The 20324-nt window shown below is 48.9% G+C and carries 25 protein-coding genes and 1 tRNA gene; 21 read left to right on the forward strand and 5 right to left on the reverse strand.

Annotated elements, in window-relative coordinates; genetic code table 11:
• Window positions 1-12: 12 nt before the first annotated feature.
• Window positions 13-285 (forward strand): hypothetical protein, encoded by a 273-nt coding sequence (locus J2S00_RS09435; protein WP_307338660.1) that lies wholly within the window; start codon window positions 13-15, stop codon window positions 283-285.
• A 60-nt stretch (window positions 286-345) separates the two neighbouring features.
• Here J2S00_RS09435 and J2S00_RS09440 read toward each other — a convergent pair whose 3' ends face one another.
• Window positions 346-549, reverse strand: a complete 204-nt coding sequence (locus J2S00_RS09440) for a YlaI family protein (protein WP_307338663.1) — start codon at window positions 547-549, stop codon at window positions 346-348.
• Window positions 550-654: 105 nt separating this feature from the next.
• Here J2S00_RS09440 and J2S00_RS09445 point away from each other — a divergent pair, with 105 nt between their 5' ends.
• Window positions 655-1107 carry a pyridoxamine 5'-phosphate oxidase family protein gene (locus tag J2S00_RS09445; protein ID WP_307338665.1) on the forward strand — a complete coding sequence of 151 codons (453 nt, stop codon included), beginning with the start codon at window positions 655-657 and terminating at the stop codon, window positions 1105-1107.
• Between the two features lie 64 nt (window positions 1108-1171).
• On the opposite strand, the gene J2S00_RS09450 is transcribed toward J2S00_RS09445, so the two are convergent.
• On the reverse strand, window positions 1172-1852 hold the full coding sequence (locus tag J2S00_RS09450) for a YhcN/YlaJ family sporulation lipoprotein (protein ID WP_307338668.1): 681 nt from the start codon (window positions 1850-1852) through the stop codon (window positions 1172-1174).
• A gap of 160 nt (window positions 1853-2012) precedes the next feature.
• On the opposite strand from J2S00_RS09450, the gene J2S00_RS09455 reads away from it, so the two are divergent.
• From J2S00_RS09455 to J2S00_RS09465, 3 genes are read left to right on the forward strand one after another with little or no spacing between them, the layout of a single operon-like run.
• A complete protein-coding gene (locus J2S00_RS09455) occupies window positions 2013-3359 on the forward strand; it encodes a PhoH family protein (protein ID WP_307338672.1) in 1347 nt (448 codons plus the stop codon).
• 48 nt (window positions 3360-3407) lie between these two features.
• On the forward strand, window positions 3408-4040 hold the full coding sequence (locus J2S00_RS09460; protein ID WP_307338675.1) for an MBL fold metallo-hydrolase: 633 nt from the start codon (window positions 3408-3410) through the stop codon (window positions 4038-4040).
• Window positions 4040-5242 (forward strand): class I SAM-dependent methyltransferase, encoded by a 1203-nt coding sequence (locus J2S00_RS09465; protein WP_307338678.1) that lies wholly within the window; start codon window positions 4040-4042, stop codon window positions 5240-5242. Before J2S00_RS09460 ends, J2S00_RS09465 begins: the two co-directional genes overlap by 1 nt.
• 47 nt (window positions 5243-5289) lie before the next feature.
• On the opposite strand, the gene J2S00_RS09470 is transcribed toward J2S00_RS09465, so the two are convergent.
• From J2S00_RS09470 to ymzB, 3 genes are all read right to left on the reverse strand, one after another.
• Window positions 5290-5514 (reverse strand): DUF2626 family protein, encoded by a 225-nt coding sequence (locus tag J2S00_RS09470; protein WP_307338681.1) that lies wholly within the window; start codon window positions 5512-5514, stop codon window positions 5290-5292.
• A gap of 102 nt (window positions 5515-5616) precedes the next feature.
• A tRNA-Gln gene (locus J2S00_RS09475) sits at window positions 5617-5691 on the reverse strand.
• A gap of 116 nt (window positions 5692-5807) precedes the next feature.
• Window positions 5808-6167, reverse strand: coding sequence for a protein YmzB (gene ymzB / locus J2S00_RS09480; protein ID WP_307338684.1), 360 nt, complete (start codon window positions 6165-6167; stop codon window positions 5808-5810).
• A 115-nt stretch (window positions 6168-6282) separates the two neighbouring features.
• On the opposite strand from ymzB, the gene J2S00_RS09485 reads away from it, so the two are divergent.
• The 16 genes from J2S00_RS09485 (at window position 6283) to sigF (ending at window position 20276) form a co-directional block, all read left to right on the forward strand.
• Entirely contained in the window at window positions 6283-7458 is a 1176-nt protein-coding gene (locus J2S00_RS09485) for a DUF3866 family protein (RefSeq protein WP_307338687.1), read from the forward strand.
• 20 nt (window positions 7459-7478) lie between these two features.
• Complete coding sequence (locus J2S00_RS09490; protein ID WP_307338690.1) at window positions 7479-8033, forward strand: NUDIX hydrolase; 555 nt, start codon at window positions 7479-7481, stop codon at window positions 8031-8033.
• A gap of 16 nt (window positions 8034-8049) precedes the next feature.
• Window positions 8050-9207, forward strand: a complete 1158-nt coding sequence (locus J2S00_RS09495; protein WP_307338692.1) for an endonuclease Q family protein — start codon at window positions 8050-8052, stop codon at window positions 9205-9207.
• 22 nt (window positions 9208-9229) lie between these two features.
• Entirely contained in the window at window positions 9230-9853 is a 624-nt protein-coding gene (gene spoIIM / locus J2S00_RS09500; protein ID WP_307338695.1) for a stage II sporulation protein M, read from the forward strand.
• An 88-nt stretch (window positions 9854-9941) separates the two neighbouring features.
• On the forward strand, window positions 9942-10436 hold the full coding sequence (gene fur, locus J2S00_RS09505) for a ferric iron uptake transcriptional regulator (RefSeq protein WP_307338697.1): 495 nt from the start codon (window positions 9942-9944) through the stop codon (window positions 10434-10436).
• Between the two features lie 160 nt (window positions 10437-10596).
• Window positions 10597-11715 carry an alanine dehydrogenase gene (gene ald / locus J2S00_RS09510; RefSeq protein WP_307338699.1) on the forward strand — a complete coding sequence of 373 codons (1119 nt, stop codon included), beginning with the start codon at window positions 10597-10599 and terminating at the stop codon, window positions 11713-11715.
• Window positions 11716-11826: 111 nt separating this feature from the next.
• Complete coding sequence (locus J2S00_RS09515) at window positions 11827-12066, forward strand: DUF4227 family protein (protein WP_307338702.1); 240 nt, start codon at window positions 11827-11829, stop codon at window positions 12064-12066.
• 74 nt (window positions 12067-12140) lie between these two features.
• Window positions 12141-13028 (forward strand): site-specific tyrosine recombinase XerD, encoded by an 888-nt coding sequence (gene xerD, locus J2S00_RS09520; protein ID WP_307338704.1) that lies wholly within the window; start codon window positions 12141-12143, stop codon window positions 13026-13028.
• A gap of 46 nt (window positions 13029-13074) precedes the next feature.
• Window positions 13075-14274 carry a phosphopentomutase gene (gene deoB / locus J2S00_RS09525; protein WP_307338707.1) on the forward strand — a complete coding sequence of 400 codons (1200 nt, stop codon included), beginning with the start codon at window positions 13075-13077 and terminating at the stop codon, window positions 14272-14274.
• Window positions 14275-15087 (forward strand): purine-nucleoside phosphorylase, encoded by an 813-nt coding sequence (locus J2S00_RS09530; RefSeq protein ID WP_307338710.1) that lies wholly within the window; start codon window positions 14275-14277, stop codon window positions 15085-15087. It begins immediately after the preceding gene.
• 36 nt (window positions 15088-15123) lie between these two features.
• Window positions 15124-15951: a purine-nucleoside phosphorylase gene (locus tag J2S00_RS09535; RefSeq protein ID WP_307338713.1), complete on the forward strand. Its 828-nt coding sequence runs from the start codon at window positions 15124-15126 to the stop codon at window positions 15949-15951.
• Complete coding sequence (locus J2S00_RS09540; protein ID WP_307338716.1) at window positions 15948-17249, forward strand: pyrimidine-nucleoside phosphorylase; 1302 nt, start codon at window positions 15948-15950, stop codon at window positions 17247-17249. Before J2S00_RS09535 ends, J2S00_RS09540 begins: the two co-directional genes overlap by 4 nt.
• 121 nt (window positions 17250-17370) lie before the next feature.
• Entirely contained in the window at window positions 17371-18549 is a 1179-nt protein-coding gene (locus J2S00_RS09545) for a D-alanyl-D-alanine carboxypeptidase family protein (protein ID WP_307338718.1), read from the forward strand.
• A 150-nt stretch (window positions 18550-18699) separates the two neighbouring features.
• Complete coding sequence (gene spoIIAA, locus J2S00_RS09550) at window positions 18700-19050, forward strand: anti-sigma F factor antagonist (protein ID WP_307338721.1); 351 nt, start codon at window positions 18700-18702, stop codon at window positions 19048-19050.
• Window positions 19051-19503: an anti-sigma F factor gene (gene spoIIAB, locus J2S00_RS09555; protein ID WP_307338724.1), complete on the forward strand. Its 453-nt coding sequence runs from the start codon at window positions 19051-19053 to the stop codon at window positions 19501-19503.
• A gap of 11 nt (window positions 19504-19514) precedes the next feature.
• Complete coding sequence (gene sigF, locus J2S00_RS09560) at window positions 19515-20276, forward strand: RNA polymerase sporulation sigma factor SigF (RefSeq protein ID WP_307338726.1); 762 nt, start codon at window positions 19515-19517, stop codon at window positions 20274-20276.
• Window positions 20277-20324: the final 48 nt, after the last annotated feature.

Here is a 20324-nt window from a genome sequence, read left to right on the forward strand (position 1 = left end):
GGGGGCTCTGTGATGAAATTGGATGATGCCCTGTTTAACTGGCTGCAAATTAAGTATGTGGCTGAGAGCCGGCCCGGTGACCGGGCGGCCCAGGAGACGTATCAGTTTTTTACCCAGATTTTGAAAGAGGATTTTAACCTGGAAGAGGTCAAGGTGACAGAAGAGAATGGCCTGTACGTCATTCAATTTTTTCAGAATGGACAGGAATACGCCAGACAATTTCCCGTTGAATTTGTCCACCAATTGTTGTATGACATCGAGCAGGAGCCCAAGTATAACGAATAGTGTTCAAACAAAGGGGTTGTCCCAGCATACATCTAGCTTGCTGTGGGGACAGCCCCTTAATTATGACCAACCATCGCTTTCTTTATGATATAAACGCGGCCGTAACTTTCCTTCCCGCCGCCTTTGTTCCGTTTTTTGGGCAATGCGCACTTTGCACTCATCACACATAAAAGTGGCCAGGGGATGGTTGATCAGCCGTTTGCCCTGATAGGAATTGGCGTCAAGTTTTGCTTTCTTATCACATAACACGCAAGTGACAATCATCCGCGTTTCCCCCTTGTCTTGTATAGTATACCATGAGAAGATAGAATAGAGGAAACATATACTGTTTATCATAGAACTGTTAGTCAGATGAAGGAGGAATACATAATGGCTGAAAACGTGTCCCAAACTTTGACAGATGAGCTGTTTTCTCTGTTGCAGCAGGAGCGTTTTGTCACGCTGGCCACCATCGATCATGAAACAGGGGCTCCTAATGTCAGCGCCATTTCCTGGGTATATGCCCCTTCCAAATCTGAAGTGCGCATTGCTGTCGCCAGCCGTTCCCGAATCGTGGAGAACATAAAAGCTAACCCGTCGGCCGTCCTCAATGTGATTGGTGCAGGTTCCTGCTATTCCATTGCCGGTGAAGCGAAGGTGGCGGTGGACAGAATGGATGGCGTGTCCATCAAACTGGCACGTATAGAGCTGTCGGTCAAGGAAGTGCGCGACGTCATGTTTTATGGTGCGCGTATTTCCGTTGATCCTGAATATGAAAAAACATATGACAAGGAAGCAGCGGATAAACTGGACAAACAAGTTTTAGAGGCTCTGAAAGCTTAACAGACAAACACCCCCTGTATAACCTCAGGGGGTGTTTTGTCGTATAATAAGTCATATTCAAAGCTTAACGTCTGCTTTGGCGATTCATTTCACTTTCTAAGCGGTTAATGTCTTGATGTTGGTCTGGATCCTCAAAATCCTCATCTTGCTCAGGGGGGGTTTCGGGACCCTCGATATCGCGGGGCACTTGCGGCATCAAACGTCCCACTATTTCAGCCAGTTCATCCATGATGCCCTGTACCGGTTCACCACGGCGGATCGAACGGTTCATTTCCCTCAGACGCTGCATGGTGTCAGGATCAGCGGTCACAACGGCGTAAGCCCCTTGGGGATCCTCTTTCAGGGCTTCGGCGACACTATATTTGATACTGCCTACCCGCGCCCGGTCCAGGCGGGCATCCACATCAATGCCCACCACAGCCCAAGGACCAACCACCACAGCAGTGGCATCGCTCACTTCGTCTACCCGGGTGGCCAGTTTGGCCAGACGTTCAGCGGTTTCTTGGGCTTCTGTATAGTCGAAGTTTTCCAGAACCCGGTTACGGTCTTGGGTGGGGACCCGGTCCCGGCGCACCGTTTGTCCTTCAAACGCCCGGTCTTGGTTACGGTCACGCTGGGCTTCTTGATACCGCATATCTGGTGATTCTGGTGTGACCTGGTTACCGGGCGGATTGGCCGGAGTACAGGCTGTGATCAGGACCGTGATGGCCAAGGTCAGGGTTAAAACTTGGAAGCATCGTCTCATATGGTTTCACCCTTTCTGTCGGACTTTGCTGTTCATGGGATTAACTATAGTTTATCCGTCTAAGATAAAACCATGAGTCATACACTTAAAAATAACGACACGATTGAAAATGTATATTTTTCCATGACAAGCTGCCTAGGTGCTCAAAGGAGGCGGAACGTTGAAAAAAGTATATGTTCTGGATACCAATGTGCTTTTGCAAGACCCCCGGGCCATTTATATGTTCGAAGACAATGAAATTGTGATTCCTGCCGTGGCCTTAGAAGAGCTGGACAGCAAAAAACGCAACATGGATGAGATTGGGCGCAATGCCCGGTATGTATCCAGACTGATTGACCAATTTCGCACCAAAGGGAAATTGCATGACGGAGTGCCTCTGGAGAACGGAGGTGTTCTCCGCGTGGAACTCAATCATAAATCGTTTGTTCGTTTACAGGATATATTTATTGAAGCGACCAATGACAACCGCATCCTGGCGGTCGCCCTAAATTTACAGCAAGAGGAACATACCAAACCCAGCCCGAGGCCCGTAATCCTGGTCAGCAAAGATGCCTTAATGAGAGTGAAAGCAGATGCCTTGGGTGTGCAGGCTGAGGATTTCTTATCTGACCGTGTTGTTCAATACTCCAAATCTTACAGCGGCTGTCTGGAATTAAAAGTGGCTAAAACAAAGATCGATCAATATTACGCCACGGGGCGCCTGTCTATTGATGAATTAAAGCAGGCTGCAGCGCTAAAAGGTAAATCTTTTTTTCCTCATCAATTTTTGATCCTGAAGGATGAACTGGGCAGTCCGGCCTCCGCAGTGGGTAAAATAAACGCAGACGTGAGTCAGCTTGAACGGCTCAAATGTCAGGATGATCCCATTTGGGGGGTGAAAGCCCGTAATGTACAGCAGCGCATGGCCCTGGAACTGCTCATGAGGGACGATATTCCCTTGGTGACACTGACAGGAAAAGCAGGAACAGGAAAAACGTTGTTGACCATTGCCGCAGGTCTGTGTAAAACAGAGGATGAGCAGCAGTATCAAAAACTGCTGGTGGCCCGCCCCATTGTCCCCATGGGCAAGGATATCGGCTATTTGCCCGGCGAAAAAGAAGAAAAACTGAAGCCCTGGATGCAGCCTATTTATGATAACCTGGAGTATTTGTTTCATACCAAGAAACCGGGAGATCTGGACCGTATTCTGGCCGGCATGGGCAGCATAGAGGTTGAAGCCCTGACCTATATCAGGGGGCGCAGCATCCCTGAGCAATTTATTATTATCGATGAGGCTCAAAATTTAACCAAACACGAAGTGAAAACGATTGTAACCAGGGTGGGGGAAGGAAGCAAAATTGTGCTCATGGGGGATCCCGAGCAAATCGATCACCCTTATTTAGACGAGGAAAGCAATGGTTTAACTTATCTTGTGGAAAAATTTAAAGACCAGCCTTTAAGCGGCCATATCCGCCTGGAAAAAGGTGAGCGTTCTCCCCTGGCCCAGCTTGCTGCCCAAATTCTTTAAAGGTAAAATGGGAAAGAGAACGATCAATCTGGAAAAGGTGAGATAGAGATGAAATTATGGATGCAGCCATTAGGACCATTACAAACAAACGGCTATGTGCTGTCCAATGACCAAGGAGAAGGGATTGTCATTGATCCTGGCATGCAGCCGCAAGCCATGCTCGATTATATTGGCAAGCTGAACATTGTGGCCATTTTGCTGACCCACGCTCATTTTGACCATATTGGCGGGTTGGAAGAAGTACGCCAGGCCACTGGAGCACCTGTGTACATCCATGATTTGGAGGAGGAGTGGCTCACAGATCCCTACAAAAACGGCTCAGCCCGCTGGCCCATGGTGACAGAACCGATTCGTTGCCGGCCGCGGGATGAACGTTTAACAGACGGGCAAATGCTGAGTTTGGCTGGAATCACGCTTAAAGTGTTGCATACTCCCGGCCATTCACCGGGCAGTGTCTCTTTTTACATTGAGGAGGAACAAACCTTGATTGCCGGGGATACCCTGTTTGCCGGTTCGATTGGACGGACAGACTTGCCCGGCGGAGATTATGAAACCCTTATAGGTGCCATCAAAGACAAACTACTGGTACTGCCAGGAGACACACGTGTCTATCCGGGGCATGGTCCGGATACAACCATTGACGATGAAAAACGGTATAATCCCTTTGTCGGAGGCCAATAATGTCAGGGTTAAAGGAGGAGCTGATTTCCCGGATCAGTGCTGAACCAGAGAAGATGATCAGTTTCCGGGATTATATGGATCTGTGTTTGTATCACCCTCGTGACGGTTATTATATGCAGGAACGGAACAAAATTGGCAAACAGGGAGATTACTATACCTCCAGCTCTGTCCATCCCGTGTTTGCTGAGACGCTGGCCCATTTCGTCTATAAAATATGCCAAACATGGGGTACTGGCATTTCCTTTTGTGAAATGGGGGCGGGTACCGGCCTATTTGCCGGCCAATTCCTTGATGCCCTGCAGGATATTGATGAGGAAGCCTACCAATCTGCCCGCTATATCATCATCGAAAAAAGCCCCTATCACCAGAAGGAACAACTTAAGCACTTAACGGAGCACACAGCTCAAGTGATCTGGGCCGAGGAGCCAGTCGGGAATGCGGCCGGTGACAACACAGGCGGTAAACACAAAGTAGAAAATCCCCTTTCTTCCTTTGCCGGCATTTTATTTAGCAATGAGCTGGTCGATGCTTTTCCGGTGCATATGGTAGAGAAAAAGGACGGAACCTTATGGGAGATTTGCGTAGGTTATGATGAAGTGCATGACCGGTTTGTGGAGCACCGCCGCCCGGTGGAGAATGAGCTCATTGTTGCCTATTTGGAGGACCAGGGCTTTTCTCTCGCGGAAGGCTGGCGGATGGAAATTCCCCTCGATGCCCTCATATGGGTCGAGGAGGTTTCTGACTGGTTTCAAGAAGGGCTGTGGCTTACCTTTGACTATGGCTTGCGTAGGGACCAGTGGGAGGCACCGTCCTACCGGCAGGGGACACTGCGTTGTTTTTACCGGCATCAAGTGGATGATAATCCCTATGAGCATCCAGGCCAAAAGGACATCACCGCCCATGTGCACTTTGAGGGTTTAAGCCAGACGGCCCAGCGACTGGGCTGGAAGCAGGTAGGGTTATTTCCCCAAGTGGAATTTTTGCTGATGGCCGGGATCCTGGACAGGCTGGAGGAACATCAAGAGACTGATCCATTTCATTCTAAGGCGAAGAAGAACAGGGCTATTCGCCAGCTCATTTCCCCAGAGGGGATCAGCGGCGCTTTCCAGGTGCTCACCCTGGCCAAGAGTGTACCAGATAAGGTGCTTGATTTGTTTCAGCCATTTTCCTTTGGGTTACAGATGATAAAAAAAGGCTATTGACCGTAAGTGGTCAATAGCCTTTTTTTAAGAACACAAGGCAGGTATGTTCACATCATGAAAGTGGTGTAATATGTAAAGCCAACGAAGAATAAGACGAGGTAGCCCGCAAACACATAAATATATCCACGTTCAGACAGGTTCATATAACTTAATGCCAGGAAAAATGCAGTCTGGGCAAAAAATAAAAGGGCCATAACTTCCATATGTCCTGCATAGGCCAGCATAGCAATGACAGCTGTCCAGAAAGCAAATACACGATACATACGTGGCATGATGATTTCCCCTCCTTTGCTCCTTCACATCAACATTATAAAGCAGTTTGAAAAGCATGTAAATGCCAGATTTGATGATCCGAGGGGCCAAAAAAAGAAAAATGGCTGGGCTGGCTGGATTCGAACCAGCGAATCACGGAGCCAAAATCCGTTGCCTTACCACTTGGCTACAGCCCACCGTTGTAGGGTTTTGTTTATGCTGTTGATCCTGTTCCGTTTTGGCTATAGTTTGCCACCTTGCCGTAAGCTTATACGCACTTTACCAAAACATTGTATTGAACATGGCTGGAAAACTATTCCACTTGAATGGTGTATCGCGCCCGTTCAGTTTGAATACGCATGTTCCTCTCCTGGTGGCTAAGATTAATATGTCCCTGAAGGGGAATTTCATACACTTGCTGGGGCAAGGGAGCTTCACCTGCTTCACTGTGAACGATGCCTCGCCCGTAGAGCAGCACTTCTTGAGAAGCTAGATAATGCTCCGCATCTTCCTTTTCCAGCTGGCGCAGGGTCACTTTTTCCAACCACAGCCTCACTTGATCATGATCACTCACCTGTCCGGTTCCCACCTCTAATTCTTCTTTGTTAATCAACAGCTGCTGTCCCCGGTTGGCGTTAAACCACTCCGTCAGTTGTTGGACGTTGTCATTCATAAACGATACTCCTTTTGACTAAGGTGACATATTTAACATTCCCTCTTTCAGCGTAAATATACATGAGCCGAGACCTGCAACATACAATGTTTAGAAAGGGGGAGGGGGGAAAGGGATGATCGGTTTTTGGGGGGAAGTGCGCCAGATTGAACTTGAGACCGATACCATTCAACAGGTGCTTATCTGGCTCGAATCCAGGCAAGAGTTAATTCGGGCCATCCATTACCGGTATGCCGGACATCGCCTGCAGAATGGTGAGCGGGTGCTGGTTAACATGTCCGGGGTCGATTTGCAGCTTGGAACGGGAGGATTTGGTTTTGTGATGGCCACTGACATCGATTGGCAGGCCGAGAGTCCTCCTCCACAGCATTCAGCGCTTGCGGGGAAGGATGAACACCCCCGTAACTTCAAGCTGTGGCCCTATGCTGGGCGGATCATCAAGCTCCGCTATTCACCAAGTCAAACACCGGTGCAAACAGCGGAATGTGAAGAGAGCGAGGCGCATTCCCTGTTTTGCCAGCCCTTTTCCTTACAGGGGCGTTATGTGATTGCCGGGGAGCTGCACAGCATGCTGCCAGTATTGGCCGCCCTGCTGTACTGTTGGCAGCCTGAGCGCAGAATTGCCTACATCATGGACGATCAAGCTGCCCTGCATATTGGGTTTAGTGACCACATCCGCCGACTGCAAAAACAGGTCAGGCTGACCACGATTACATACGGCCAGGCGGTGGGTGGAGATGTAGAGACCGTCAATGTGTATACGGCCCTGGAAGCGGCAGTCAAGGTGGTTGGTGCCGATGATATTATCATCACTCAGGGACCGGGTGTTGTCGGCACACGCACTATCCGAGGGTTTAGTGGCATGCAGCTGGCCCACTGGATCCATGTCATTGCCACTAGCGGAGGAGTGCCAGTGGTGATTCCTCGTATTCAGTGGGGTGATCAGCGCAGCCGGCACAAGGGACTAAGCGAGCATACCCGCTATCCCCTGTTAGCACACACGTTGGCTAAAGCCTGTATTCCCTATCCTACCCAGATAAGTACCTACTACGAAGACGGGCGGATTTCCGATGAGATCCTTGAAGAGCAGATGAACCAACTGCGGGAGAAGCATGAGGTCATTCCCATACCTGTGTACCATTTTCACCGCGAATTGGAAGAGGCCTTGCAATGGTACGGCACGGTGAAGACAATGGGGAGATCGTACGCAGATGATCCCTCCTTTTTTGCCGCAGTAGGCGCCGTATTTCATTTTTACCGTTCATCTGGTAAGATGACTAATGATACTTGAACATGATGGAGGAATTATAAGTGAAACCTTTTTATGAAAAAACCATACACACCAAGCCGATTTTCCAGGGGCGAATGATTTCCCTGCAGGTTGATGAAGTAGAATTGCCCAATGGACAAACCAGTACACGGGAAGTAGTGAAACATCCCGGTGCAGTGGCTGTCATGCCTTTTACCACTGACGGGAGAATGGTGGTGGTCAGGCAGTTCCGCAAGCCTCTGGAGAAGGAGATCTATGAGATCCCAGCCGGCAAACTGGAAAAAGGGGAGGATCCCGCCTCCTGTGCGTTGAGGGAATTGGAGGAAGAGACAGGTTTTGCGGCGGAGAGCTTGCAACTGGTCACCTCCTTTTATACTTCCCCCGGCTTTGCGGACGAGCTTTTGTATATTTTTGAGGCCACTGGTTTAACACAGGGGAAGGTGCATCCTGATGAAGATGAATTTGTGGAGGCGCAGCTGATCAGTTTGGAGGAAGGGCTGGAGCTGATGGCCGCCGAGCAAATTCATGATGCCAAAACTGTATTTGCCTTAATGTATTGGCAGAATAAACGTTTAAAGGCACAGCTGGGCAAGTAGGGACTGGGTGAATGAGATGGGTGAACAGACGATTTTTGCTGATCTTCATATTCATATTGGCCGGACCAAAACAGCTAAACAGGTGAAAATAGCGGCTTCCGGCCACATGACCATTAGTGCGGTGCTAAAAGAGGCCTCAACTCGTAAAGGGCTTGATATGATTGGCGTGATTGACTGCCATGTACCTGAGGTGTTGGCCGAATTGAAGCAGCTGATCAGGGAGGGGAGGGCGGAGTCACTCTCAGGGGGCGGCATTCGTTACGGACGGACGACGCTGATCTTGGGCACGGAAATGGAAATCTGGGATGAATCTTGCAGGGGGCCTATTCATGTGTTGTGCTATCTGCCTACACTGGAGGTGATGACACGATTCAGCACCTGGATGAGCAAGTACCAAAAAAACATGACCCTCAGCTCACAGCGCAGTTATGTCAGCATGCGAGAGCTGCAACAGGAAGTGAGGGCACTGGAAGGGCTGTTTGTGCCCGCTCATGTCTTTACCCCTTACAAAAGCGTCTATGGCAGAGGGGTAGAGACTTTTATGGGGGAAGTCATGGATCTGGAGTTGGTGGATGGGATTGAATTGGGACTTAGTTCAGACAGCAACATGGCAGATCAATTGCCTGAACTCCATTCATTTACATTTCTAACCAATTCCGATGCCCATTCCCTGCCTAAGATTGGCCGGGAATATCAACAGTTGCAGGTGAACGAAGCGGATTTTGCCCATCTGAAGAAAGCTTTGCGCAGGGAGGATAACCAGCGGGTGATAGCCAATTATGGTCTTGATCCAAAATTGGGCAAATATCACCGGGAAGTGAGCCAGCGTTTACACCAATTGGCTGCTGGTCAGCAATCAGCCATTCTAAATTCACCCGCTCCAGGCACAACGGGGGACCATCCTCCACATCGGCCGCCATACATCTATCAGGTGCCCCTTGAGTTTATCCCTGGTCTGGGACCCAAGCGCTTGCAAAAATTAATCAATGTGTTTGGTTCAGAGATGAACGTCATCCATTACGCATCGATAGACCAGTTACAGCAGTGGATTCCCACTGAAGTGGCAAATATGATTGTACAAGCCAGAGCGGGACAAGCTGCCATTGTTAGCGGGGGAGGAGGTAGATACGGAAAGGTGTCATATACCGGGGAGGAGGCACATAGGATAGAGTAAACCGATGTGAGGAGGCCCCGGGATGAAGCAAAGAATAGGACAAGTTATTTGGAACCATGTTCAAGAGCACTCCGCTTTATATCTGTTCATCGTTGTGCTGTTTGTCATGGGTATTATATTTGGGACACTGACTGTGCAAAGTTTGGGCTATGCCCAGCAGCATGATTTATATACTTACTTTCAGCAGTTTCTTGACGAGTTTGCCAGGAATAACATTGTGGACCCAGGCTATGCTTTTTACCAGAACTTCATTCACTACTTGAAGTACGTGGGGATTATCTGGGTGCTGGGCTTATCTATTATCGGTTTGCCTGTCATTTTAATCATGGTTTTTTTAAAGGGTGTGTTTGTTGGCTTCACTGTCGGTTTTCTGGTTCATCAAATGGGCATGAAAGGGTTTATGTTTTCCTTTGTGTCCGTGATTCCGCAGAATATGATTGTGGTCCCTTTAATTTTGATGATGAGCGTGATCAGCATTTCCTTTTCTCTGAAATTGATCGCCCACCTTTTCAGGCAAAACAGAACCTATCAAAAGCTCAGTCTGGCCAAATATATCGGTGCAATGGCTATAGCCGCCGCCGTCCTGCTTATAGTTGCTTTGTTCCAAACCTATCTCTCTCCTCTCCTGATGAGAGGATTACTGTAGCTTAAAGTTTTCAGCTGTTTATTTGACGTGCAGGGCTGCCTCTTCTATAATAAGGAACAGGATAAGCCTTCTGGGGAGGGGTATCTACGTGGAAGACCGTATCGAGCGCATCAAGCAGCACTTGCACTCCCATAACTATAAATTGACGCCTCAACGGGAGGCGACTGTTCGTGTTCTACTTGAACATGAGGACGATCATCTGAGCGCGGAAGATGTTTACCTGTTGGTCAAGGAGAAGGCACCGGAAATTGGTTTGGCCACTGTTTATCGAACATTAGAGCTGTTGAGTGACCTGAAAATTATCCATAAATTGAATTTCGGCGATGGTGTGGCCCGCTACGAATTCCGGGAAGAAGGAGCGGAGCGTCATCACCATCATTTAATTTGCGTTCAGTGCGGGGCTGTGGATGAAATAATGGAAGATCTCTTGCAAAATGTAGAGCATAAAGTGGAAGAAGATTTTCAGTTTAAAATCCTGGATCACCGTTTAATCTTCCATGGTATTTGCCATCGCTGTCAACAGGAAAACAATCAACCGCTCCCAGAGGCAGAACAAACTAAACCTGCGAAAGCAAAGGGTTAGGGTTAGACTAGACAAGCAGCACTCTAAGGCTATTGAGTTCAATAGCCTTTTTTGCTTTGGAGGTTTAGACGGTCAAGAAGATAGATATATGAAAATGGGTTTCTGCTGTATGAATTGGGCCTCTTGTTCGCATCCTACCTCATAAAGGGAGGTCTGTGTGATGATTATTGGTGTGCCCAAAGAGATCAAAAACAATGAGAACCGCGTGGCCTTGTCCCCCGCAGGTGTCCAAGCGCTGGTCAAAGCGGGCCATCGCGTCATGATGGAAAATAATGCAGGTCTGGGGAGCGGTTTTACCAATGAGCACTATGAAGAAGCTGGTGCTGAAATTGTACATACAGCTCAAGATGTATGGGGCATGGCAGACATGGTCATGAAGGTGAAGGAACCACTTCCTGAAGAGTACGCCTTTTTCCGTCCCGGCCTGGTGTTGTTTACTTACTTGCACTTGGCAGCAGAAGAGACCTTGACCAAAGCATTGTTGGAAAAGAGAGTGACGGCCATTGCTTACGAAACCATTCAGTTGGCTGATCGCTCACTGCCTCTTTTAACCCCTATGTCAGAAGTGGCGGGACGGATGTCGGTACAGGTCGGCATTCAATTCCTGGAGAAGCCAAAAGGGGGAAAAGGGATCCTGGTCGGCGGCGTTCCCGGGGTCAGTCCGGGCCGGGTGGTGATTATCGGCGGCGGGGTTGTTGGAACCAACGCAGCAAAGATGGCGATGGGGTTGGGTGCGCAAGTGACCATTCTGGATATTAACCCAGAGCGCTTACGGGAGTTGGATGATTTGTACGGCGGACGGCTGCAGACCCTGATGTCCAACAGCTACAATATTGAAACGGCTGTGAAACAAGCGGACCTGGTCATTGGTGCCGTTTTGATTCCGGGAGCTAGAGCCCCCAAGCTGGTCACGGAGGACATGGTTAAACAGATGAGTCCCGGTTCGGTGATTGTAGATGTGGCCATAGATCAAGGTGGATCGATCGAAACGATTGACCGGGTCACCACCCACAGCGATCCGACTTATGTCAAACATGGGGTGGTTCACTATGCTGTGGCCAATATGCCCGGGGCGGTGCCCAGAACGTCCACAATCGCCCTGACCAATGTGACAGTGCCCTATGCACTGAAAATCGCCAGCCTGGGACCTGGAGCGGCGATTAAACAGGACCCTGCTTTGGCTTTAGGTGTTAACGCGGTTAATGGCGCCTTGACGTATCAAGCAGTGGCTGAAGCACACCAGCTGCCGTATACGCCTTTGGATAAAGCGATAGGTTGAGACCTTGGCACTTTTGAAGGGGTCACATCCTGTATGGCCCTTTCTTTTTTGTGTACAGAATGTATGAAAGGAGAACTTGGTGGCATACCTTCTAATAGAGGAGGGATGTCCATGCGGGAATCCTATATGCGCTTGGTGGATGTGATCAAGATTATGGCGGTTTTTGCTGCTTTGACCCTTTTTTTTTATGTGATCATCGTCTGGGTGGCCGATGCCCTGGAGCAGCACAGTGAGGAGGAGAGACCCAAGGGACGGGCGGTGAAGGTTTTTGACCCTCAGCGGGAAGAATCGATGCAATCTTTTCATGACGTGAAACAGCGTTTGATGTTTTTCTATTGGTTTGGTGAATAGGAGCAGGAATATGCTCGTTTGTGTCGAAGCATATCTAAGCGAGGTTAGGCAGGAAATATAAAGGAGCAGGGTCAATGAAAGAGGAATTGGATGCTTTTTTACACTATTTGCTTGTTGAAAAAGGATTATCCGCCAACACTATCGACTCTTACCGCCGGGATTTGACACGTTTTCTCTCTTCTTTGACCAAACAAAGCTGCCTCACCCCCGGCGACGTCAAGCGGGAGCATATTTTATCCTTTTTGCTGGAGTTGCGTAAGGAAGGCAAGGCCGATGCCACTATTAACCGCCATCTCTCAGCGATCCGTACTTTTTTCCGCTTTTTAATTCACGATGAAAAATGCGCCTACGACCCTTCCGCCCACATTGAAACGCCCAAAATGGAAAAAAAATTGCCCCAGGTTCTGTCTGTCAGTGAAGTGGAGCGCTTGTTACAGGCACCTTCATCTTCGACGCCTTTCGGGCAGCGTGACCAAGCCATGCTGGAAGTGCTTTATGCCACAGGCATCCGGGTCAGTGAGTTGATCTCCCTGCGCCTGGACGATGTCCATTTGCAAATGGGGTTTATTAAGTGTATGGGCAAGGGATCCAAAGAAAGAATTATCCCCTTGGGACAAGAGGCAGTAAATGCCTTAGCCCATTATATTAATAACGGGCGACGCAAACTGGATAAGAGCAAGCGGGAAAAGGTTCTGTTCCTTAATCATCACGGTAAGCCGCTCTCAAGACAGGGGTTTTGGAAAATCATTAAAAAATATGCTGCCCAGGCCGGCATTAAGAAAGAAATTACCCCTCATACGTTGCGACACTCTTTTGCCACCCATCTTTTGGAGAACGGAGCTGATCTTAGGGCTGTTCAGGAAATGCTGGGCCATGCGGATATCTCCACCACCCAAATTTATACACATGTCACTAAAGTGCGCCTGAAAGATGTTTATTCCCAAGCCCATCCCCGTGCTTAAGGACGGCAGAAACAGGAAGCTAATTGTGTACAGAGGAGGCAGCAACGTGAACGCATACCGACGGATCTTTTTGATTGTCTTGGACAGTGTAGGAATCGGAGCCATGCCTGATGCAGAGCAGTTTGGCGATGAAGGAGCCCACACCCTGGGTCATATTGCTGAGCATCTGGGAGGCTTACATATGCCTAATATGCAAAAATTGGGTCTGGGGAATATAGAGCCGGTCAAAGGTATTCCTGCAGCCAGCCAGCCCTTGGCTGCCTATGGCCGCATGCAGGAAGCATCTGCGGGCAAAGATACCATGACCGGCCATTGGGAAATAATGGGGCTCCGGGTTGATGTCCCTTTCCGTACCTTTACCGAAACCGGATTCCCTGCGGAACTGATCAGTGAATTTGAGCAACGGGTTGGACGCAAGGTGATTGGCAACAAAGCGGCCTCAGGAACAGAAATTATTAAAGAGTTGGGCGAAGAGCATATGCGTACAGGTCACTTAATTGTGTACACCTCGGCGGATAGTGTTTTCCAGATTGCGGCCCATGAAGAAGTTGTGCCGTTAGAGGAATTGTACCGGATTTGTGAGGTGGCCCGGGAATTGACCAAGGATGAGCCGTATATGCTGGGCCGTGTCATTGCCCGTCCGTTTACCGGGCAGCCGGGCCAGTTTGAGCGGACGGCTAACCGGCGGGACTACGCCTTGAAACCGTTTGGTCCCACCGTAATGAACTTTTTGCAAGAGGCAGGATATGATGTGATTGCCCTGGGCAAAATCAGTGATATTTATGACAATGAGGGTGTCACCAAAGCGATTAAGACCAAATCCAACATGGATGGTCTGGATAAGTTAGTGGCCAGCCAGGCTGAGGATTTCCATGGTCTGAGCTTTCTTAACCTCGTTGATTTTGATGCGGTGTATGGTCATCGCCGTGATCCTGAAGGCTACGGCCAAGCCTTGGAAGCCTTTGATGCACGTCTGCCAGAAGTCTTGGAGAGACTGAAGGAAAGTGATCTGTTAATGATTACTGCGGATCATGGTAATGATCCCACCCATCACGGCACAGACCATACCAGGGAATATGTCCCCTTGTTATGCTACTCTCCTTCATTTAAGCGGGGACTTGATCTTGGTCTGCGGAAGACCTTTAGTGATGTGGGGGCCACTATTGCCGATAACTTCGGGGTCCGCCAGCCGCAGCACGGCAGCAGTTTCTTAACCGATTTACATTCGATCAGGAGGGAGACATAAATGCGGGAAACTTATGCACAAGCTGTTGATTATCTGCAGGAGAAACTGAACATTAAGCCTGAGATCGGCCTGATCTTGGGCTCTGGTCTGGGCGTATTAGCCGCTGAAATTGAAAATCCGGTCAAAATTCCCTACAGCGAGATTCCTGGTTTTCCGGAATCGACAGTGGCTGGTCATGCCGGGCAGTTGGTGGCCGGTAAGTTGGAGGGGCGCCCGGTGCTGGCTATGCAAGGCCGCTTCCATTATTATGAGGGATACGACTTGCAACTGGTTACCTTACCGGTACGGGTGATGAAGAAGCTGGGTGTTGCCAAACTGGTTGTGACCAATGCAGCGGGAGGCATTAACCCCGATTTTTCACCTGGGGATTTGATGCTAATTGAGAGTCATATTAATTTCACGTTCCAAAATCCATTAATCGGACCCAACGATGATGAGCTGGGTCCCCGCTTTCCGGATATGTCCCAGGCTTATACTCCCCTTTTGCGCGAGAAGGCTGAAAAGGTAGCTGCCGAACTGGGTATTCCGCTGCAAAAGGGTGTATATGTGGGTGTGACAGGTCCCAGCTATGAAACGCCGGCTGAAATCCGTATGTTCCGCAAACTGGGGGCCGATGCAGTGGGCATGTCTACCGTACCGGAAGTGATTGTGGCCGCCCACAGCGGCTTAGAGGTGCTGGGCATTTCCTGCATTTCCAATATGGCTGCAGGTATCCTGGATCAACCTTTGTCCCATGAAGAAGTGATGGAGACAGCTGAACGTGTCAAGGAAACATTTTTAACCTTGGTCAAAGGCATCGTCAAACAACTTTAGTCTATGATTTTTTAGTTCAATGGTGGAGGGATCAACATGGAACGCTTGGTAAAAATAAGGGAAGCCGTTCAATATATCAAAAATAAGTGTGACCTGAGTCCGGAGATCGGTTTGATCCTGGGTTCCGGTTTGGGAGATTTGGCTGAGGAAATTGAACAGGCCGTACATATTGATTATGGGGATATTCCTCACTTTCCTGTTTCCACGGTGGCTGGCCATGCCGGCCGTTTAGTGCTTGGCCAACTGCGGGGCAAAGCGGTGGTGGCCATGCAGGGGCGCTTTCACTACTATGAAGGGTATACCATGCAGGAAGTCGTCTTTCCTGTCTATGTCATGAAGCAGCTTGGGGTAAAATTGCTGGTGGTGACCAACGCCTGTGGTGGCATGAACCGGGCTTTTTCTCCCGGTGACCTGATGATTATTACCGACCACATTAATTTTACAGGGAATAACCCGCTGATCGGTCCCAATCACGAAGAGCTGGGTCCCCGCTTTCCTGATATGTCCCAAGCGTACACCCCTGAACTGGTGGCATTTGTGGAGGAGACAGCCCGCAAACTGGGCATTAAGGTGCAAAAAGGTGTCTATGCCGGGATTAGCGGACCCAACTACATGACACCGGCCGAACTGACCATGCTGGCCAACTTGGGTGGTGATGCGGTGGGCATGTCCACCGTGCCGGAAGTGATTGCGGCCAGCCACACCGGCCTGAAGGTGATTGGTATTTCCTGTGTTACTGATATGGCCATCGGCAGTGAGCTGGAACCGCTCACCCATGAGCAAGTGGTGGAAGTGGCTAATCAGACTAAACCGAAGTTTATTTCGCTGGTTAAAGAGATTGTAGGTAAGGTGAATCTGTCATGAGAATGGTGGACCTCATTCAAAAAAAGCGAGATGGTCACGCTTTAAGTGAAGCTGAGATTAATTTTATCATTGAAGGCTATACACAAGGCACCATTCCTGATTATCAGCTGTCGGCCCTGGCCATGGCCATCTATTTTCAAGGCATGAACAGTAAAGAGACGTCCCACTTAACCATGGCCATGGTCAAGTCAGGTGATACGATTGATTTATCTCCCATTAAGGGAATCAAAGTGGATAAACATTCCACCGGCGGGGTGGGGGACAAAACAAGCTTGATCGTAGCTCCGCTGGTGGCTACGGTGGGGGTGCCGGTGGCCAAAATGTCCGGCCGGGGATTGGGTCACACCGGAGGCACCATTGACAAACTGGAGTCCATCGATGGATTTCGAACGGAACTCTCTGCTGAAGAGTTTATCCGCAATGTGAACGAGATTAAATTGGCTTTGGTGGGGCAAAGCGGCAACCTGGCTCCCGCGGACAAAAAGTTATATGCCCTCCGGGATGTAACAGCTACAGTCAACTCCATTCCCCTTATCGCCAGCTCCATCATGAGTAAAAAGCTTGCCTCTGGCGCGGATGCCATTGTCTTGGATGTCAAAACAGGCTCAGGGGCCTTCATGAAAGATTTAGAAGATGCCAGAGCCTTGGCCAAAGCCATGGTCTCCATTGGCAAAGAACTGAAGCGCCAAACGATCGCCCTGATTACAGACATGAATCAGCCTCTCGGCTATGAGGTGGGCAATGCCAACGAAGTGCGTGAAGCGATTGAAGTGTTAAGAGGGGAAGGAGAAGCAGGGTTAACCACCTTGTGTTTAACCATTGCCGCTCATATGACTGTGGCTGGAAAAATATATCCAAACTTTGACAGTGCTTATGCTGAACTGGACAAGGTACTGAGATCCGGCCAGGCCTTGGAAACGTTCAAGCGCTTTGTTGAGGCTCAAGGGGGCAATCCTGATCAGATCGATCATCCGGAAAGATTACCCCAGTCAACCTATCATCTTGAATTAGAGGCAGAAGAAGACGGGTTTATCAGCAAGATTGATGCGGAGGCCGTCGGGGTTGCCGCCATGCTGTTGGGGGCTGGGCGGACCACCAAAGATGACACCATTGATCATGCAGTGGGCATCACCTTGCGCAAAAAAGTAGGTGACCCTGTTCAAAAGGGTGAAGTGTTGGCTGTTTTGCACAGTAATGATGAAGAGCCGACAGGAAGCCTGGAACGCTTGAAGCGGGCCATTTCCATCGGCCAAGAAAAAGTGAACAAGCTGCCGCTGATTTACGATGTCATCCACTAGACATCAGGCAAAAGCCAGGCCGGCCTGCAACCAGGTGCAGCCTGGCCTTTTTTATTTTCCGAAGAGGAATATCTTGCTAAAGTTTTGGCGACAATGGGGAATAAAAGAATGGAGGGAGTTTATGAAAGGAAAGGTTGCACTCACACTTGTTTGCCTACTACTTGTGCACTGTTTGGTTTTCAACGATGCTCTTATAGCCTCGGCTGAAGAGAGCAATGTGGATTTGGCACCTGAGGCAAAATCGGCCATTCTCATGGATATGGATACAGGAACTGTCATCTATGAAAAGGATGCCGACTTGCGTTTGCCTCCTGCCAGTATCACCAAAATCATGACCATGCTCCTGGTAATGGAAGCAATTGAGTCTGGAGAGCTGAACTGGTCCGATAAAGTGAGAACCAGCGAACGGGCTGCATCAATGGGTGGCTCCCAGATTTTTCTGGAAGCAGGGGAGGAAATGACCGTTGAAGACCTGATGAAGGGTATTGCCATTGCTTCAGGCAATGATGCTACTGTGGCCATTGCCGAACATATTGCCGGAACCGAAGAAAATTTTGTGCGCATGATGAATGAGAAAGCAAAACAATTGGGCTTGGAGAACACCCATTTTGCCAACACAAACGGCCTTCCGGCAGATCATCATTATACTTCAGCCAGGGATATCGCCATTATGTCCAGGGCCTTATTAAAATATGAGGACATAACCCGCCTGACAAGTTTATATGAAGATTATTTGCGCCAGGATACAGACCGGCCGTTCTGGTTAGTAAACACCAACCGGCTGGTCAAATTCTACAAGGGCATGGACGGGCTGAAAACAGGTTACACCAGTGAGGCCAAGTACTGCCTGGCTGCTACGGCCAAGCGGGGAGACATGCGCATGATTGCCGTTGTAATGGGCACGCCCACCCCAAAAGTGAGAAATAAAAACGTGGTACAAATGCTAGATTATGCCTTTAACCACTACCAGACCCATCCCATCTATAAAAAAGGAGATATTTTGGATGAAGTTACAGTTGACAAAGGGGCACAGACCAAGATGAAACTGGTTGCTCCGTACCAAATTAGTGTACTAACCAGAAAAGGTGAATCTGTAGATCAATTCACAACATCGATTCAAAAACCGGAGTTTGTTTCCGCACCTGTAAAGATGGGAGATGTCCTGGGACAGGTTTTGATTGAGAAAGACGGACGTATTGAAAGCGAAATGGATATTGTGGCCACAGAAGAGATGCCTCGGGCTACTTTCTGGCAATTGCTAAAACGGACAAGTGCTGCTTTGTTCAGTGTGACCCCCTGACAGACCACCTCTGTCTATTCGACAAACGGTGGAAAAGACGCAAGAATGCTCGACTTTTTTCTAGTTTTGTCACCTGGAAGGAAAACCTTCTCCTTGTGTAGAAAACAATCTATGAACGAACCACACCTTAAATAAGGAGGAGAAGAGCAGGTGGCCTTACACGTCGAGTTAAGCACCAAAGAAGATGTGTTGATTATCCGCCTGGCCGGTGAGCTGGATCATCATACGGCCGAACAACTGCGCAGGAAAGCGGAACAAAAACTGAGCGAAGAAAACATCAACCATATTCTCTTGAACTTGGCTGATCTGACCTTTATGGACAGTTCCGGTCTGGGGGTTATCCTGGGACGATATAAGCAAATTTCCCAACAAGGTGGTCAAATGATTGTTTGTGCCATTTCCCCAACCATCTATCGTCTGTTCGAGTTGTCGGGGATGTTCAAAATCCTAAAGTTTGTTGACTCGGAAGAGCAGGCTCTAGAAACGTTGGGGGTGGCATAAATGACTTTTCATAATAAAATGGAACTCCGTTTTAAAGCCAAAAGTGAAAACGAAGCGTTTGCCCGGGTGACGGTTGCTTCGTTTGTCTCTCAGTTGGATCCCGATCTGGAACAACTAACTGAAATTAAAACAGTGGTTTCAGAGGCTGTGACCAATGCCATTATTCATGGCTACGAGGAGAATGAGGAAGGCTGGGTCTTTCTTTCTGCCGAAATCAACGATAATGAAGTCACCATCATCATCAGGGACGAAGGGCAAGGGATTAAGGACATCGAACAAGCCAGACAGCCGTTGTTTACCACCAAGCCGGAAATGGAACGGTCGGGGATGGGCTTTACCATTATGGAGAACTTTATGGATCACGTGGAAGTCACCAGTGAAGAGGGAAAAGGGACAACGGTCAAACTGGTCAAAAAATTGATCACCAACCCGAACCAAGCCTTATGTAATTAAGGAGAATGCCTATGGATTTGGATGTGAAACAGTGGAACCGTTCACAAGAATATTTGGATGATGAGCAAATCAGAGCACTGATACACCAAAGCCAACAGGGTGATACAGAAGCCAGAGACTGTCTGGTTCAAAGTAACACCCGATTGGTTTGGTCCGTTGTCCAACGCTTTTTAAATCGCGGTTATGAAGCTGAGGACTTGTTTCAAATCGGGTGTATCGGCTTGCTCAAATCCATTGATAAATTTGATTTAAGTTACGATGTCAAATTCTCCACCTATGCGGTGCCGATGATTATTGGGGAGATTCAACGCTTCCTAAGGGATGACGGTTCTGTGAAGGTGAGCCGTTCATTAAAGGAGACGGCTAACCGGATCCGGCGCAAAAAAGATGAATTAACCAAGGAGCTTGGCCGCCAGCCACGAGTCAGTGAAATTGCTGAGGCTTTAGACATTTCACCGGAAGAAGTGGTCTTTGCTCAGGAAGCGATGAGAGAGCCAGCCTCTATCCATGAAACGGTTTATGAAAATGATGGAGATCCAATTACGTTGATGGATCAGATATCCGATGACAATGATCAAAAGTGGTTTGACCAGTTGGCCCTGAAGGAAGCCATGACGACGCTGTCGGAACGGGAGAGACTGATTGTTTACCTGCGCTATTACAAGGACCAGACCCAGTCCGAAGTGGCTGAACGCCTGGGAATCTCCCAGGTGCAAGTGTCACGGCTGGAAAAAAAGATTCTCCAGCAGATCAAAGAATATATGAGCGGCTGAGAAGCCCCCTCACTTTCCTGAACTGGAAGAGTGAGGGGGTTTTTTAGG

This window comes from Caldalkalibacillus uzonensis, assembly GCF_030814135.1.
Taxonomy (GTDB): Bacteria; Bacillota; Bacilli; order Caldalkalibacillales; family Caldalkalibacillaceae; genus Caldalkalibacillus; species Caldalkalibacillus uzonensis.